The organism is Hydrogenophaga sp. (genome assembly GCF_028698005.1).
Taxonomy (GTDB): domain Bacteria; phylum Pseudomonadota; class Gammaproteobacteria; order Burkholderiales; family Burkholderiaceae_C; genus Hydrogenophaga.
Window position 1 is genome coordinate 13,178 of sequence record NZ_JAQVEJ010000026.1, and the last position, 14,760, is coordinate 27,937.

A 14,760-nucleotide genomic window follows, 5' to 3' on the forward strand; every position below is an offset into this window, starting at 1 on the left:
GGTGCGGGTCTTTCGCGCGCCTCAGCGGTATTTCGCGTCGGCCGCCTTGGCAGCGGCGATCTCGGGTTCGTAGCGGTCGCCCACGGCCAGCAGCATCTCCTTGGTGAAGTACAGGTCACCCCGCTTCTCACCGTGGTATTCGAAGATGTGGGTCTCGACGATGGCGTCGACCGGGCAGGCCTCTTCGCAGAAACCGCAGAAGATGCACTTGGTCAGGTCGATGTCGTAGCGCGTGGTGCGGCGGGTGCCGTCATCGGCGCGCTCGCCGGCCTCGATGGTGATCGCCATGGCGGGGCAGATGGCCTCGCACAGCTTGCACGCGATGCAGCGCTCCTCGCCGTTTTCGTAGCGGCGCTGGGCGTGCAGGCCGCGGAAGCGCGGCGACAGCGGCGTCTTTTCCTCGGGGAACTGCACGGTCACCTTGCGGCTGAGCGCATAGCGGCCGGTCAGGGCCATGCCCTTGAACAGCTCCACCAACATGAAACTCTTGAAGAAATCCTTCAGCGAGAAAGGAGCGACAGCGGTAGTTGACATGGTCGTGGTCCCTGCTTGCTTAGTTCCAGATGTTCCACGAGGTCTGCATCAGGCCACCGACAAGCAGCAGCCACACCAGCGTGACGGGGATGAAGATCTTCCAGCCCAGGCGCATGATCTGGTCGTAGCGGAAACGGGGGAAGGTGGCGCGGATCCAGATGAACATGGACACCACCACGAAGGTCTTGATGCCCAGCCAGATCCAGCCGGGGATGAAGTCCAGGAAGGCCACGGGCGGCAGCCAGCCACCGAGGAACATCAGCACGGCCAGGATGGACACCAGCCACATGCTGGCGTATTCGGCCAGGAAGAAGATGGCAAAGCCCATGCCCGAGTACTCGACCATGTGGCCGGCGACGATCTCGGCCTCGCCCTCGACCACGTCGAAGGGGTGGCGATTGGTCTCGGCCACGCCGGAGATCAGGTACACCATGAAGATCGGCAGCAGCGGCAGCCAGTTCCAGGACAGGAAGTCCAGTCCCATGCCGGCACCCATGCCGCGCGACTGCGAGGCCACGATGTCGCCCAGGTTCAGACTGCCGGCGGTCATCACGACGACCAGGAAGCAGAAGCCGATGGCGATTTCATAGCTGACCATCTGTGCCGAGGCACGCAGCGCGCCCAGGAAGGCGTACTTCGAGTTCGAGGCCCAGCCGGCGATGATCACGCCATAGACCTCGATCGAGGTGATCGCCAGGATCACCAGCAGGCCGGCATTGATGTTCGCGATCACGGCCTCGGGACCGAAGGGCACAGCCACCCAGGCGGCCAGCGCCGGCGTGATGGCCAGCACCGGGCCCAGACGGAACAGGCCGTTGGACGCCGCGGACGGACGGATCAGTTCCTTGGTCAGCAGCTTGAGCGCGTCGGCGATCGGCTGCAGCAGGCCGGCCGGGCCGACGCGGTTGGGACCGTAGCGCACCTGCATGAAGCCCAGGAGCTTGCGCTCCCACAGCGTCAGGTAGGCCACGGCGCCGAGCACCGGCAGCAGCACGGCCACGATCTTGAGCAGGGCCCAGATGACGGGCCAGGCGGCGGTGGTCCACCAGTCGGCGGCGATGAGGCCCAGGCCTCCGTTGTACATCGCGTCGATCATGCGCGGGCTCCTTGTGCGGCCGCACGGGCAGCGCGTGCGTCGCTCGTGAGTTGCAGCGAAGTGGCACGGCGCACCAGCGAATCGAGCTCGTAGATCGCGGCCACGCAGGGCTCGGTGGTGGCCGGATTGAGGTCGGCACCCGCCGGTCCGGTCACGGTATCGGCATTGGACAGGCGCGCGGCATCCACGAACGCGCCCGCGGCGACGCCCGGCAGCGCGGCCGCCAGCACGGCCTGCGACGAATCGGCATCGAAGCCCGCCAGGCCCAGCAGGTTGCCCAGCACGCGCAGCACCTTCCAGCCCGGACGGGTCTCGCCCAGCGGCGGCACCACGGCGTTGAAGCTTTGCAGGCGGCCCTCGGCGTTGACAAAGGTGCCCGAGGTCTCGGTGAAGGGCGAGATCGGCAACAGCACATCGCTGATGTCCAGATTGGCCTTGAACGGGCTGAGCGTGACGACCATGCCGGCCGACGCCAGACCCGCGGCCCCGGCGGCGCTGTCGTGCGCCGGTTCGTTGTTCAGCAGGATGGCCGCTTTCAGGCCGCCCGAGAGCATCTCGGTGGCGTTCAAACCGCCGGTCCCCGGCACGGCGCGCACCAGTTGCGCGCCCACCGTGTTGGCAGCCTCGCTCAGGTAGCCGACGCTCGCACCGGTCTGCTGGCCGATCCAGTTGGCCAGCGCCAGCAGGCTCGATGCCTTCTCATGGTGCGCAGCGGCGTTGCCCAGCAGCACGGCCTTGCCCTCGCCACTCAGCAGCGACCTGGCCACGGCGCGGGCCTCGTCGGTGACCTGGCCGGCCACCGGCGACTGCACACCCTGCTCGGCGGCCACGGCCGCCGCGATGTTGGCCAGCGCGGCGACCCAGCGGGCGCTGTCGGCCACGATGGTGCCGGCCAGCGGCATGGCCCAGTCCTGCGCCTGTGCGTTCAGCGCGAACACCTGGGCGCCACCCTTGCGGATGGCCTGGCGGATGCGCTGCGCGAACAGCGGATGGTCCTTGCGCAGGTTGGAGCCGATGACCAGCGCGCGCTGCAGCGTCGACAGGCTGGCGATCGGGGTGCCCAGCCAGCGCGCCGCACCGGCGGGCGCCAGATTGGCGAAATCTGCATGACGCAGACGGCTGTCGATGTTCTCGCTGCCCAGGCCGCGCACCAGCGCACCGGCCAGGGCCAGCTCTTCCACCGTGCTGTGCGGGCTGGCCAGCACGCCGATGGCGCTGGCGCCATGGTCGGCCTTGATCTGCCTGAGACCGTTGGCCACGTATTCGAGGGCGGTCTGCCAGTCGACCGCCTTCCATTCGCCGCCCTGCTTGATCATGGGCTGCGTCAGGCGTTCCTCACTGTTGAGCGCTTCGTAGGAGAAGCGGTCGCGGTCGGCGATCCAGCATTCGTTGACGGCCTCGTTTTCCAGCGGTACCACGCGCATGACGCGCTGGTTCTTGACCTGCACGATCAGGTTGGCCCCCGTGGCGTCGTGCGGACTCACGCTCTTGCGGCGCGAGAGCTCCCAGGTGCGGGCACTGTAGCGGAAGGGCTTGCTGGTGAGCGCGCCGACCGGGCAGATGTCGATCATGTTGCCCGAGAGTTCGGAGTCCACCGTCTGGCCGACGAAGGTTTCGATCTCGGAATGCTCGCCGCGGTGGGACATGCCCAGTTCCATGACACCGGCGATCTCCTGGCCGAAGCGCACGCAACGGGTGCAGTGGATGCAGCGGCTCATTTCCTCCATGGAAATCAGCGGTCCCGCGTTCTTGTGGAACACGACGCGCTTTTCTTCCTGGTAACGCGAGGCACCGGCACCATAGCCCACGGCCAGGTCCTGCAACTGGCACTCACCACCCTGGTCGCAGATCGGGCAATCGAGCGGGTGGTTGATGAGCAGGAATTCCATCACCGACTTCTGGGCCTTGACGGCCTTGTCGGACTTGGTGCGCACGATCATGCCCATGGTCACCGGCGTGGCGCAGGCGGGCATGGGCTTGGGCGCTTTCTCCACATCCACCAGGCACATGCGGCAGTTGGCGGCGATGGACAGCTTCTTGTGGTAGCAGAAGTGCGGGATGTAGGTACCGGCCTTTTCGGCCGCATGCATCACCATGCTGCCCGGCGGGACTTCGACCTTCTGGCCGTCGAGTTCGATTTCAACCATGTTTACGCGTCTCGTCGTGTTCAGGCGGCCTGCCCCGTGGTGGTGCTGGCGGTATCGCTCTTGATCATGGCCGCAAACTCGTGGCGGAAGTGCTTGAGCATGGCACGCACCGGCATGGCGGCGGCGTCACCGAGCGCGCAGATGGTGCGGCCCATGATGTTCTCGGCCACGTTGTCCAGCAGGTCCATGTCGGCGGGGGTGCCCTCGCCACGGTGGATCTTGTCGACCAGGCGCCAGAGCCAGCCCGTGCCCTCGCGGCAGGGCGTGCACTGGCCGCAGGACTCGTGCATGTAGAAGTAGGACAGGCGCTTGAGCGACTCGACCATGCAGCGGCTGTCGTCCATCACGATCACGGCGCCCGAACCCAGCATCGACCCCGCCTTGGAGATCGAGTCGTAGTCCATGGTGCACTCCATCATGATGTGCGCCGGCAGCACCGGGGCCGACGAGCCGCCGGGGATCACGGCCTTGAGCTGGCGGCCGGTGCGCACGCCGCCGGCCAGTTCCAGCAACTGGGCGAACGAGGTACCCATCGGGATCTCGTAGTTGCCCGGCCGGTTGACGTCGCCCGAGACCGAGAAGATCTTGGTGCCGCCGTTGTTCGGCTTGCCCACCTGCAGGTAGGCCTCGCCGCCGTTGCGGATGATCCAGGGAACGGCCGCGAAGGTTTCGGTGTTGTTGATGGTGGTGGGCTTGCCGTACAGGCCGAAACTGGCCGGGAACGGCGGCTTGAAGCGCGGCTGGCCCTTCTTGCCTTCCAGCGATTCGAGCAGCGCGGTTTCCTCGCCGCAGATGTAGGCGCCGAAGCCGTGGTGGGCATGCAACTGGAACGAGAAGCCCGAACCCAGGATGTTGTCGCCCAGGTAGCCGGCGGCGCGGGCCTCTTCCAGGGCGGCCTCGAAGCGTTCGTACACCTCGAAGATCTCGCCGTGGATGTAGTTGTAGCCGACGCTGATGCCCATGGCAAACGCCGCGATCGCCATGCCTTCGATGACGATGTGCGGGTTGTACATCAGGATGTCGCGGTCCTTGCAGGTACCCGGTTCGCCCTCGTCGGAGTTGCACACCAGGTGCTTCTGACCCGGAAACTGGCGCGGCATGAAGCTCCACTTCAGGCCGGTCGGGAAACCCGCCCCGCCCCGGCCGCGCAGGCCCGATTCCTTGACGGTGGCGATCACCTGGTCCTGCGTCATCGGCTCGCCGCCGTCGGCGCCGAGCAGGATCTTGCGCAAGGCCTGGTAGCCGCCGCGCGCCTCATAGTCCTTGAGCGACCAGTTGCTGCCGTCCAGGCCCGCATAGATCTGCGGGTTGATGTGACGGCCATGGAAGCAGGTCTGCACGCCCGTGGCGCGGAACTGCTGGATCACTTGCTGGGCGTTCATGCCTTGCCCTCCGCAGCCCGCAGGCCATCCACCAGCTGGTCGAGCTTGTCGTGGTCCATGAAACTGCACATGTTGCGGTCGTTGACCAGCATCACCGGCGCATCGGCGCAGGCGCCCAGGCACTCGCACTGCTGCAGCGTGAACAGGCCGTCGGCAGTGGTGCCACCCATCTCGATGCCGAGCTTGCGGGCCAGATGGGCCAGCGCCTCATTGCCGCCACGCAACTGGCACGGCAGGTTGGTGCACACGTTGAGCTTGTACTTGCCCACCGGCTGCTGGTTGTACATGTTGTAGAAGGTCGTGACCTCGTGCACCGCCATCGCGGGCATCTCCAGGTACTCGGCCACGGCCAGCTCGGCCTCGCGGCTGACCCAGCCCTGTTCCTGCTGCACGATCGAGAGGCAGGCCATCACGGCCGACTGCTTCTGCTCGGGCGGGTACTTGGCCACTTCACGCGCGAAGCGCGCCCGGGTGGCCTCGCTCAGTGCCATGGCCTCGGTGGCCTGCGAATGACTGGAGATCATCGGTCAATCTCTCCGAAAACGATGTCCATGGTGCCGATGATGGCCACCGCGTCAGCCAGCATGTGGCCGCGTGCCATCTCGTTCATCGTGGACAGGTGGGTGAAGCCCGGCGCGTGGATCTTCAGACGATAGGGCTTGTTGGCGCCATCGCTGATGAGGTAGATGCCGAACTCGCCCTTGGGATGCTCGACGGCGGCGTAGGCCTCGCCCTCGGGCACGTGGAAACCTTCGGTGAAGAGCTTGAAGTGGTGGATCAGCTCTTCCATGTTGGACTTCATCGCCTCGCGCGAGGGCGGCGCCACCTTGTGGTTGTCGGTGATGACCGGACCCGGGTTGGCACGCAGCCAGTCCACGCATTGCTTGATGATGCGGTTGGACTGGTTCATCTCTTCCATGCGCACGAGGTAACGGTCGTAGGTGTCACCCGTCTTGCCGACCGGCACATCGAACTCCATGCGGTCGTACACCTCGTAGGGCTGCTTCTTGCGCAGATCCCAGGCGATGCCGGAACCGCGCAGCATGGGGCCGGTCATGCCCAGGTTGAGGGCCCGCTCGGGCTTGACCACACCGATGCCCACCGTGCGCTGCTTCCAGATGCGGTTGTCGGTCAGCAGCGTGTGGTATTCGGCCAGGCACTTCGGGAAACGCTGGGTAAAGTCGTCGATGAAGTCGAGCAGCGAGCCCTGGCGGTTGCGGTTCAGCTCCTCGATGCTCCTGGCATTGCGCACCTTGCTCGCCTTGTACTGCGGCATGGTGTCGGGCAGGTCGCGGTAGACACCACCCGGGCGGAAGTAGGCCGCGTGCATGCGCGCGCCCGAGACCGCCTCGTACATGTCGAACAGGTCTTCACGCTCGCGGAACGCGTAGATCAGGATGGTGGAGCTGCCGCAGTCGTTGCCGTGCGAACCCAGCCACATCAGGTGGTTGAGCAGGCGGGTGATTTCCGCGAACATGACCCGGATGTACTGGGCGCGGATCGGCACCTCGATGCCCAGCAGCTTCTCGATCGCCAGGCAGTAGGCGTGCTCGTTGCTCATCATGGACACGTAGTCGAGACGGTCCATGTAGGGCAGCGACTGGATGAAGGTCTTGTGCTCGGCCAGCTTCTCGGTCGCGCGGTGCAGCAGACCGATGTGCGGATCGGCGCGCTGCACGACCTCGCCGTCGAGCTCGAGCACCAGACGCAGCACACCGTGCGCAGCCGGGTGCTGCGGGCCGAAGTTCAGGGTGTAGTTCTTGATTTCTGCCATGTCAGTTCTGCCCGGGCGTGCCCTCAGTGCAGTCCCCCGTAGTTGTCCTCGCGGATCACGCGCGGGGTGATTTCGCGCGGCTCGATGCTCACCGGCTCGTAGACCACGCGCTGGCGCTCGGCGTCGTAGCGCATCTCGACGTGGCCCGAGAGCGGGAAGTCCTTGCGGAAGGGGTGGCCGATGAAGCCGTAGTCGGTCAGGATGCGGCGCAGGTCCTCATGTCCTTCGAACACGATGCCGAACAGATCGAAGGCCTCGCGCTCGTACCAGTTGGCCGAACTCCAGATCATCGAGACCGAATCGACCACCGGGAAGTCGTCGTCCGGGCAGAACACGCGCACGCGCACGCGCTGGTTCAGGCTCACCGACAGCAGGTGCGAGACGACGGCAAAGCGCGCGCCCTCCCAGCGGCCGTCGCCGTAGGTCGAGTAGTCGACGCCGCACAGGTCGATCAACTGTTCGAAGCTGGCAGGCGGTGCGTCGCGCAAGGTCAGCATGACGGCCAGGTAGTTCGATGCTGCCACGGTGATGGTGACTTCATCGAGGGCCACGGTGACGGACTGCACCTGATCGCCCAGCAGCTCGGCCAGCGTATCGCGCAGGTCCTCGGGGCGGATGGCAACGGAATTCGCGGTGGGGCTCATGAACCGTCTTTCTGGATCTGTGGCTGCGGCGCCTCAGGCGCGCGCGATCGTGTGGGTGCGGCGGATCTTCTGCTGCAACTGGATGATGCCGTACAGCAGCGCCTCGGCCGTGGGCGGGCAGCCAGGCACATAGACATCGACCGGCACGATGCGGTCGCAGCCACGCACCACCGAATAGCTGTAGTGGTAGTAGCCGCCACCGTTGGCGCACGAACCCATGGACAGCACCCAGCGCGGTTCGGCCATCTGGTCATAGACCTTGCGCAGGGCCGGCGCCATCTTGTTGCACAGCGTACCGGCCACGATCATCAGGTCGGACTGGCGCGGACTGGCGCGGAACACCTCGGAGCCGAAGCGGCCGATGTCGTAGCGCGCCGCGGCGGCGTGCATCATCTCGACCGCACAGCAGGCCAGACCAAAGGTCATCGGCCACAGCGATCCGGTCTTGGCCCAGTTCACCACCGCGTCATAGCTCGTGGTGACGAAGCCTTCCTTGAAAACACCTTCAATCATGAACAGCTCCAGTGCGCCGGGGGGAAGACGCGACGCGCGTCACGGTTGATCGCCGTGGGCGGTCATTCCCAGTCGAGGGCGCCCTTCTTCCACTCGTAGGCGAAGCCCACGACGAGAATGGCGAGGAAAACGACGCCTGCCCAGAAACCGGTGGCGCCGATATCGGCAAAGGCCACGGCCCAGGGGATCAGGAACGCGATTTCCAGATCGAACAGAATGAACAGGATGGCCACCAGGTAGTAGCGGACATCGAACTTCATGCGCGCGTCTTCGAAAGCCTCGAAGCCGCATTCATAGGGGGAGTTCTTCTCGGGATCGGGCCGGTTGGGACCGAGCACATAGCCGAGCACCTGCGGAAGAATACCGATCGCGATACCCACCAGAATAAACAGCAGCACGGGAAGGTATTGCTCAAGGCTCATCTTGGAATATCCGCTGGCATGGCCGTGGGAGTGCCATGTTTTCAAAAGATTGGTGCCGACGGCGAGACTCGAACTCGCACAGCTTTCGCCACTACCCCCTCAAGATAGCGTGTCTACCAATTTCACCACGTCGGCTTGGGTCTTTCTTGTCCGGCCTGCCGATGCGTCGGCTGGCTCGTGGACAACCCATAGAGTTTACCCTGAAAAGCGGGTGGTTTCAGAATGTGCCCAAGCTTTTCCCGGGGAATTTGGGTCACATCCCATGCAAAAACCACCGGGCCGGGGCCGCAGCCCCGTGCCCCCCGCTCATTTGCCGGGGATCTGGGCGGCGCCGGTCGCCGGCGCCGCGTCGGCCGGCGCGGGCGCGGCAGCGGGGGCCGCAGCCGGCGACGGGATCACGGCACCTTCCAGCACGCTGCCCGAGGGTGCGGCCGGGCGCAAGTTGCCGAAATAGGCCAGACCCAGGGTGCAGACCAGGAACACCGCCGCCAGCAAGGCGGTCGTGCGCGAGAGGAAGTTGGCCCCGCCGGTGGCACCGAACAGGCTGGCCGATCCCGCACCGCCGCCGAAGGCGGCGCCGGCATCGGCGCCCTTGCCGTGCTGCATCAGGATCAGGCCGATCATGCCGATCGCCGCCAGGATCTGCACGGTCTGGAGGATGTTCATCAGAACAGTCATGGATTCATTCTCCGGGGAATTGCGTTGGGGTGAGGTGGCGCCGCTCAGGCCGCGGCCGCGACGATCTGCAGGAAGTCGGCCGCCTTGAGCGAAGCGCCACCGATGAGGCCGCCATCGATGTCGGGCTGTGCCAGCAGGCTGGCGGCGTTGGCCGCGTTCATGCTGCCGCCGTACAGGATGCGGACGCGTTTCGGATGGGTGGTGGCCGCGGCCAGCTGGGCACGCAGCACGGCATGCACCTGCTGGGCCTGTTCGGGCGTGGCCGTGCGGCCGGTGCCGATGGCCCAGACCGGCTCGTAGGCCACGACGATCTCGCTGATGCAGTGGCCCACGGCATGGATCACGGCGGCCAGCTGGCGTCGCACGACGAGCTCGGTGTCACCGGACTCGCGCTCGGCCAGGGTTTCGCCGACGCAGACGACGGGCGTGATGCCGCCGGCCAGCGCCCGCTGCGCCTTGGCGGCCACGAGCTCGTCGGTTTCACCATGGTACTGACGGCGCTCGGAGTGCCCGACCAGGCAATACCGGCAACCGAAGTCCTTGAGCATGTCGACGCTGACCTCGCCCGTATAGGCGCCCTTGTCGTGCGCCGACACGTCCTGCGCGCCCCAGGCGATGGGACTGCCGGTCAGCAGCGACTGCAACTGGGCCAGGTAGGGAGCGGGTGCGCACAAGGCCACGTCGGCGGCCGGCACACCGATGTCGGCCAGCATGGCCTTGACCAGCGCATCGTTGGCAGCCAGGCTGCCGTTCATCTTCCAGTTGCCGGCGATCAGCTTTCTGTTCATTGCATTCTCCAGGCTCGATCCACGTCCCCGTCCACCCGGTGGCTGGCGCAGCGGCGGATCGGTGTCATGACCATGTGAGCACGATCTTGCCGATGTGCTGGTTGCTTTCCATCAGGGCATGGGCCTCGGCCGCACGCGCCGCCTCGAAGGTGGTGTGGATGACCGGACGCACGCGGCCCGCGGCCAGCAGGGGCCAGACGCGCTCGCGCAGTGCGCGGGCGATGGCGCCCTTGAAGGCCACCGGGCGGGGGCGCAGGGTCGAACCCGTGATCGTCAGGCGGCGGCGCAGCACCAGGCTGGCATTGAAGCCGGCCTTGACACCACCCTGCACCGCGATGATCACCAGCCGGCCATCCTCGGCCAGGCATTCGACCTCGCGCGCCACATAGTCGCCCGCCACCATGTCGAGGATCACGTCCACGCCACGGCCATCGGTCAGCTCGCGCGCCACGGCGGAGAAGTCCTGCGTGCGGTAGTTGATCGCGTGATCAGCCCCCAGACGCAGGCAGGCCTGGCACTTCTCGTCGCTGCCGGCGGTGACGATGACCCGTGCGCCAAAGGCCTTGGCCAACTGGATGGCGGTGACGCCAATGCCGCTGGAGCCACCCTGCACAAGCAGGGTTTCACCGGCCTGCAGGCGACCGCGGTCGAAGACATTGCTCCAGACCGTGAAGAAGGTTTCGGGCAGCGAAGCCGCCTGCACGTCGTCCAGGCCATCGGGCACCGACAGGCACTGCTCGGCCGGCGCCACGCAGTACTCGGCATAGCCGCCCCCAGCCACCAGCGCGCAGACCCGGTCGCCTTCGGCCAGGCCGGCGGCGGCCAGCGCGGCCGCGTCTCCACCGGCAACGACACCGGCGACCTCCAGGCCCGGCCAGTCCGGGGCGCCGGGCGGCGGCGGGTAGTTGCCCTTGCGCTGCGCCACGTCGGGACGGTTGATGCCCGAGGCGCGCACACGGATCAGCACCTCGCCCGCTCCGGGCACCGGCACCGGGCGCTCGCCCAGGCGCAGCACCTCGGGCGCGCCAAAGCCGTTGATCTCGACGACCTTCATCTTCGGCACCGCCATCGCCTTATTGCTGCTGTTGCTGCTGTTGCTCGGCCTCGTTGCGGCCGTTGCCGCCATTGCGGTCGAGCAAGGCCTTCAAGGACAGCTTGACACGGCCCTTCTCGTCCGTCTCCAGCACCTTGACCTTCACGATCTGGCCTTCCTTGAGGTAGTCGGAGACCTTTTCCACGCGCTCGTGCGCGATCTGGCTGATGTGCAGCAGGCCGTCCTTGCCGGGCAGCAGGTTGACCAGGGCGCCGAAGTCCAGGATCTTGGTGACCGGGCCTTCGTAGACCTTGCCCACCTCCACCTCGGCGGTGATCTCGGTGATGCGGCGCTTGGCCTCTTCCGCCTTCTCGCCGTCGCTCGAGGCGATGGTGATGGTGCCGTCTTCGGCGATGTCGATCTGGGTACCGGTTTCCTCGGTCAGCGCACGGATGGTGGCACCGCCCTTGCCGATCACGTCGCGGATCTTCTCCGGATTGATCTTCATGGTGTACAGGCGCGGCGCGAAGGTCGAGATATCGGACTTGGCCTCGCCCATGGCTTCCTGCATCTTGCCCAGGATGTGCATGCGCGCTTCCTTGGCCTGGGCCAGGGCGACCTGCATGATCTCCTTGGTGATGCCCTGGATCTTGATGTCCATCTGCAGGGCCGTCACACCGGCGGTGGTGCCGGCGACCTTGAAGTCCATGTCGCCCAGATGATCTTCATCGCCCAGGATGTCGGTCAGCACCGCGAAACGGTTGCCTTCCTTGATCAGGCCCATGGCGATGCCGGCCACGTGCGCCTTCATGGGCACGCCGGCGTCCATCAGCGCCAGGCAGCCGCCGCAGACCGAGGCCATCGACGAGGAGCCGTTGGATTCGGTGATTTCCGAGACCACGCGAATGGTGTAGGGGAAGTCGTCCTTGCTCGGCAGCGCGGCCACCAGGGCACGCTTGGCCAGACGGCCGTGGCCGATCTCGCGGCGCTTGGGGCTGCCCACGCGGCCGGTTTCGCCGGTGGCGAAGGGCGGCATGTTGTAGTGCAGCATGAAGCGGTCTTCGAATTCACCGGCCAGCGCGTCGATGCGCTGGGCGTCGCGGTCCGTGCCCAGCGTGGCGATCACAAGGGCCTGGGTTTCGCCGCGCGTGAACAGCGCCGAGCCGTGGGTGCGCGGCAGCACACCGTTGCGGATCTCGATCGGGCGCACGGTGCGGGTGTCGCGGCCGTCGATGCGGGGCTCACCGGCCAGGATCTGGCCGCGCACGATGGACGCCTCGATGTCGAACAGCAGACCTTCGACCTTGACCGGATCGAACTCGATGCCCTCGGCCTTCAGGCCGTCCATGACGGCGGCATAGGCCTCGCGGCAGGCCTGCGTGCGGGCCTGCTTGTTGCGGATCTGGTAGGCGGCGGCCAGCTTGTCGCGGCCCAGCGCCTGGACCTTGGCGACCAGGGCCTCGTCCTGCACGGGTGCCTGCCAGTCCCACTCGGGCTTGCCGGCCTCGCGCACCAGCTCGTTGATGGCGGCGATGGCGATATTGCCCTGCTCGTGACCGAACACCACGGCGCCCAGCATGATCTCTTCGGACAACTGGTCGGCCTCGGACTCGACCATCAGCACGGCCGCTTCTGTGCCGGCGACGACCAGGTCCATCTGGCTGTTACGGCGCTCGGTCTGGCCGGGGTTGAGCACGTACTGGCCGTTGATGTAGCCCACGCGCGCGGCACCGATCGGGCCGTTGAACGGGATGCCGGAGACGGCCAGGGCCGCGCTGGTGGCGATCATGGCGGCGATGTCGGCGTCCACCTCGGGGTTGAGCGACACCGTGTGGATGACCACCTGCACTTCGTTGAAGAAGCCCTCGGGGAACAGCGGACGGATCGGGCGGTCGATCAGGCGGCTGGTCAGGGTTTCGAGCTCGCTCGGGCGGCCTTCACGCTTGAAGAAGCTGCCCGGGATCTTGCCCGCGGCGTAGGTTTTTTCGATGTAGTCGACCGTCAGCGGGAAGAAGTCCTGGCCGGCCTTGGCCTCCTTGCGGGCGACCACCGTGGCCAGCACCACGGTGCCGTCCATGTCGAGCAGCACGGCGCCGCTGGCCTGGCGGGCGATTTCGCCGGTTTCCATGCGGACCGTGTGCTGGCCCCACTGGAAGGTCTTGGTGACTTTGTTGAACATCGTCATGGTTTTCTCCTGTCGAGGAAGGCGCCTGAGGCGGCGCCCGTGGCCCGGAGAAAGCGGTGGCAGAACACGATGCCATTCCAGTGGGCCAGCCCCTCGGCATACCCCCTGGAATGACACAGCTTCGCTCTGCTGACCGTCAACTCCGATAATTGAAAGCGAAAAACGCCTGAGCCAGCGAACCAACCCAGGCGTTTTCGTGCATGAAGCAGACCTTGGTGCTTACTTGCGCAGGCCCAGCTTCTGGATCAGGGCGACGTAGCGGTCGGCGTCCTTGGCCTTGAGGTAGTCCAGCAGCTTGCGGCGGCGGCTGACCAGGCGCAGCAGGCCGCGGCGGCCGTGGTGGTCCTTCTTGTGTTCCTTGAAGTGGGGCATCAGCTCGTTGATGCGAGCGGTCATGATGGCGACCTGGACTTCGGGGCTGCCGGTGTCGTTGGTGCCGCGGGCATTGGCCGCGATGACGTCGGCCTTGACTTGTTTGTCGATCATTTCGATTTCCTGATGGTGACGTGCGTCCCGGCGCAGCACACCCCTGTCAGGGGCGCCGCACCGGGCGTGAATGCCGCCCGACGGGCCATACCTGGCGAGCAGCAACCGGTCATTATAACCGGAGCGTCCGATGCGGCAAGGTGCAGGGTGTCCGTCAGCGGACAGGCTCAGACCCGGGCCAACCACGCCGACAGGCGGCGCACGCCCTCGCGCAGGCGCTCCGTGTCGCGACTGGCGAAGCACCAGCGGTACCAGCCGGCCGCCTCGGGGCCAAAGGCGCTGCCGGGCGCCAGGCCCAGCCCGGCTTCGCGCACCAGGCGCTTGGCCGTGAGCAGGCAGTCGTCGTGCCCCTCGAGGCGAAAGAACGCGTACATACCGCCACGCGGCACCGCCAGGCTGACGCCGGGCAGGTCCTGCAGCAGCGGCACCAGGGTGTCGCGGCAAGCGCGCAGGTGATGCACCAGCGCGGGGGTGATGGCCTGGGCATGCTCCAGGGCGGCCAGGGCGCCGCGCTGCACGAACACCGGCGCGCAGGAGGTGTTGAACTCGATCAGCTTACCCACGGCCGCCGTCATGCCCGGCGGCAGCACCAGCCAGCCCATGCGCCAGCCGGTCATCAGGAAGCTCTTGGAGAAGCTGTGCGTGACGACGAGGCGGTCCTGCGGTCCGGCGACGTCGAGGAAGCTGGGGGCGGCGCCGTTGCCGGTTTCGTCGCCGTAGTACAGGCGCTCATAGACCTCGTCGGCCAGGATCCAGGTGCCGGTGTCGCGGCAGTGGGCCAGGATGGCCTGCTGCTCGTCACGGGTGAGCGTCCAGCCCGTGGGGTTGTTCGGGGCGTTGACCACCAGCAGCCGTGTGGCGGACGTGACGGCGGCCTTGAGTGCATCGAGGTCGAGCGTCCAGGCACCCGCCTTCGGCACCAGCGGCACGCGCCGCACATGCGCGCCGAGGATGGCCGGCTGCGCGACCAGATTCGGCCACACCGGCGTGACCGCCACGACCTCGTCGCCCGCTTCGAGCAGGGCCTGGCAGGCCAGCATGAGACCGTTGACGCCGCCGGAGGTGACCGCCACACGCC

The 14,760-nt window shown here is 66.6% G+C and carries 15 protein-coding genes and 1 tRNA gene; all 16 read right to left on the reverse strand.

Annotated elements, in window-relative coordinates:
- Window positions 1–21: 21 nt before the first annotated feature.
- Window positions 22–534 (reverse strand): NADH-quinone oxidoreductase subunit NuoI, encoded by a 513-nt coding sequence (nuoI, locus tag PHQ87_RS04630; protein ID WP_300231698.1) that lies wholly within the window; start codon window positions 532–534, stop codon window positions 22–24.
- A 19-nt stretch (window positions 535–553) separates the two neighbouring features.
- Window positions 554–1,630, reverse strand: a complete 1,077-nt coding sequence (gene nuoH, locus PHQ87_RS04635) for an NADH-quinone oxidoreductase subunit NuoH (RefSeq protein WP_300231699.1) — start codon at window positions 1,628–1,630, stop codon at window positions 554–556.
- Window positions 1,627–3,777, reverse strand: a complete 2,151-nt coding sequence (gene nuoG, locus PHQ87_RS04640) for an NADH-quinone oxidoreductase subunit NuoG (RefSeq protein WP_300231700.1) — start codon at window positions 3,775–3,777, stop codon at window positions 1,627–1,629. Before nuoG ends, nuoH begins: the two co-directional genes overlap by 4 nt.
- A 20-nt stretch (window positions 3,778–3,797) precedes the next feature.
- Entirely contained in the window at window positions 3,798–5,159 is a 1,362-nt protein-coding gene (gene nuoF / locus PHQ87_RS04645; protein ID WP_300231701.1) for an NADH-quinone oxidoreductase subunit NuoF, read from the reverse strand.
- Complete coding sequence (nuoE, locus tag PHQ87_RS04650) at window positions 5,156–5,683, reverse strand: NADH-quinone oxidoreductase subunit NuoE (protein ID WP_300231702.1); 528 nt, start codon at window positions 5,681–5,683, stop codon at window positions 5,156–5,158. Before nuoE ends, nuoF begins: the two co-directional genes overlap by 4 nt.
- Window positions 5,680–6,933 carry an NADH-quinone oxidoreductase subunit D gene (locus PHQ87_RS04655; protein WP_300231703.1) on the reverse strand — a complete coding sequence of 418 codons (1,254 nt, stop codon included), beginning with the start codon at window positions 6,931–6,933 and terminating at the stop codon, window positions 5,680–5,682. The genes nuoE and PHQ87_RS04655 overlap by 4 nt, the downstream gene beginning before the upstream one ends.
- A gap of 23 nt (window positions 6,934–6,956) precedes the next feature.
- Window positions 6,957–7,577 (reverse strand): NADH-quinone oxidoreductase subunit C, encoded by a 621-nt coding sequence (locus PHQ87_RS04660; RefSeq protein ID WP_300231704.1) that lies wholly within the window; start codon window positions 7,575–7,577, stop codon window positions 6,957–6,959.
- A 33-nt stretch (window positions 7,578–7,610) separates the two neighbouring features.
- On the reverse strand, window positions 7,611–8,090 hold the full coding sequence (locus PHQ87_RS04665) for an NADH-quinone oxidoreductase subunit B (protein WP_300231706.1): 480 nt from the start codon (window positions 8,088–8,090) through the stop codon (window positions 7,611–7,613).
- Between the two features lie 62 nt (window positions 8,091–8,152).
- Complete coding sequence (locus PHQ87_RS04670) at window positions 8,153–8,512, reverse strand: NADH-quinone oxidoreductase subunit A (RefSeq protein WP_300231707.1); 360 nt, start codon at window positions 8,510–8,512, stop codon at window positions 8,153–8,155.
- Between the two features lie 50 nt (window positions 8,513–8,562).
- Window positions 8,563–8,647 (reverse strand) — tRNA-Leu (locus tag PHQ87_RS04675).
- 171 nt (window positions 8,648–8,818) lie between these two features.
- Window positions 8,819–9,190 carry a preprotein translocase subunit SecG gene (gene secG / locus PHQ87_RS04680; protein WP_300231708.1) on the reverse strand — a complete coding sequence of 124 codons (372 nt, stop codon included), beginning with the start codon at window positions 9,188–9,190 and terminating at the stop codon, window positions 8,819–8,821.
- Window positions 9,191–9,234: 44 nt separating this feature from the next.
- Complete coding sequence (gene tpiA, locus PHQ87_RS04685; RefSeq protein WP_300231709.1) at window positions 9,235–9,978, reverse strand: triose-phosphate isomerase; 744 nt, start codon at window positions 9,976–9,978, stop codon at window positions 9,235–9,237.
- A 64-nt stretch (window positions 9,979–10,042) separates the two neighbouring features.
- Entirely contained in the window at window positions 10,043–11,032 is a 990-nt protein-coding gene (locus PHQ87_RS04690; RefSeq protein WP_300231715.1) for an NAD(P)H-quinone oxidoreductase, read from the reverse strand.
- Between the two features lie 19 nt (window positions 11,033–11,051).
- The gene (gene pnp / locus PHQ87_RS04695; protein WP_300231710.1) at window positions 11,052–13,196 is read right to left on the reverse strand and encodes a polyribonucleotide nucleotidyltransferase; all 2,145 of its coding nucleotides are present in this window, start codon (window positions 13,194–13,196) and stop codon (window positions 11,052–11,054) included.
- A gap of 219 nt (window positions 13,197–13,415) precedes the next feature.
- A complete protein-coding gene (gene rpsO, locus PHQ87_RS04700) occupies window positions 13,416–13,682 on the reverse strand; it encodes a 30S ribosomal protein S15 (protein ID WP_300231711.1) in 267 nt (88 codons plus the stop codon).
- Window positions 13,683–13,849: 167 nt separating this feature from the next.
- Window positions 13,850–14,760 (reverse strand): pyridoxal phosphate-dependent aminotransferase (locus PHQ87_RS04705; protein WP_300231712.1); only part of this gene is annotated, 911 nt, incomplete at its 5' end.

Excerpts from the sequence above, each read along its gene's own strand:
- nuoI (WP_300231698.1), bottom strand. The coding sequence starts at position 534 with ATGTCAACTACCGCTGTCGCTCCTTTCTCGCTGAAGGATTTCTTCAAG.
- nuoH (WP_300231699.1), bottom strand. The coding sequence starts at position 1,630 with ATGATCGACGCGATGTACAACGGAGGCCTGGGCCTCATCGCCGCCGAC.
- nuoG (WP_300231700.1), bottom strand. The coding sequence starts at position 3,777 with ATGGTTGAAATCGAACTCGACGGCCAGAAGGTCGAAGTCCCGCCGGGC.
- nuoF (WP_300231701.1), bottom strand. The coding sequence starts at position 5,159 with ATGAACGCCCAGCAAGTGATCCAGCAGTTCCGCGCCACGGGCGTGCAG.
- nuoE (WP_300231702.1), bottom strand. The coding sequence starts at position 5,683 with ATGATCTCCAGTCATTCGCAGGCCACCGAGGCCATGGCACTGAGCGAG.
- PHQ87_RS04655 (WP_300231703.1), bottom strand. The coding sequence starts at position 6,933 with ATGGCAGAAATCAAGAACTACACCCTGAACTTCGGCCCGCAGCACCCG.
- PHQ87_RS04660 (WP_300231704.1), bottom strand. The coding sequence starts at position 7,577 with ATGAGCCCCACCGCGAATTCCGTTGCCATCCGCCCCGAGGACCTGCGC.
- PHQ87_RS04665 (WP_300231706.1), bottom strand. The coding sequence starts at position 8,090 with ATGATTGAAGGTGTTTTCAAGGAAGGCTTCGTCACCACGAGCTATGAC.
- PHQ87_RS04670 (WP_300231707.1), bottom strand. The coding sequence starts at position 8,512 with ATGAGCCTTGAGCAATACCTTCCCGTGCTGCTGTTTATTCTGGTGGGT.
- secG (WP_300231708.1), bottom strand. The coding sequence starts at position 9,190 with ATGACTGTTCTGATGAACATCCTCCAGACCGTGCAGATCCTGGCGGCG.
- tpiA (WP_300231709.1), bottom strand. The coding sequence starts at position 9,978 with ATGAACAGAAAGCTGATCGCCGGCAACTGGAAGATGAACGGCAGCCTG.
- PHQ87_RS04690 (WP_300231715.1), bottom strand. The coding sequence starts at position 11,032 with ATGAAGGTCGTCGAGATCAACGGCTTTGGCGCGCCCGAGGTGCTGCGC.
- pnp (WP_300231710.1), bottom strand. The coding sequence starts at position 13,196 with ATGACGATGTTCAACAAAGTCACCAAGACCTTCCAGTGGGGCCAGCAC.
- rpsO (WP_300231711.1), bottom strand. The coding sequence starts at position 13,682 with ATGATCGACAAACAAGTCAAGGCCGACGTCATCGCGGCCAATGCCCGC.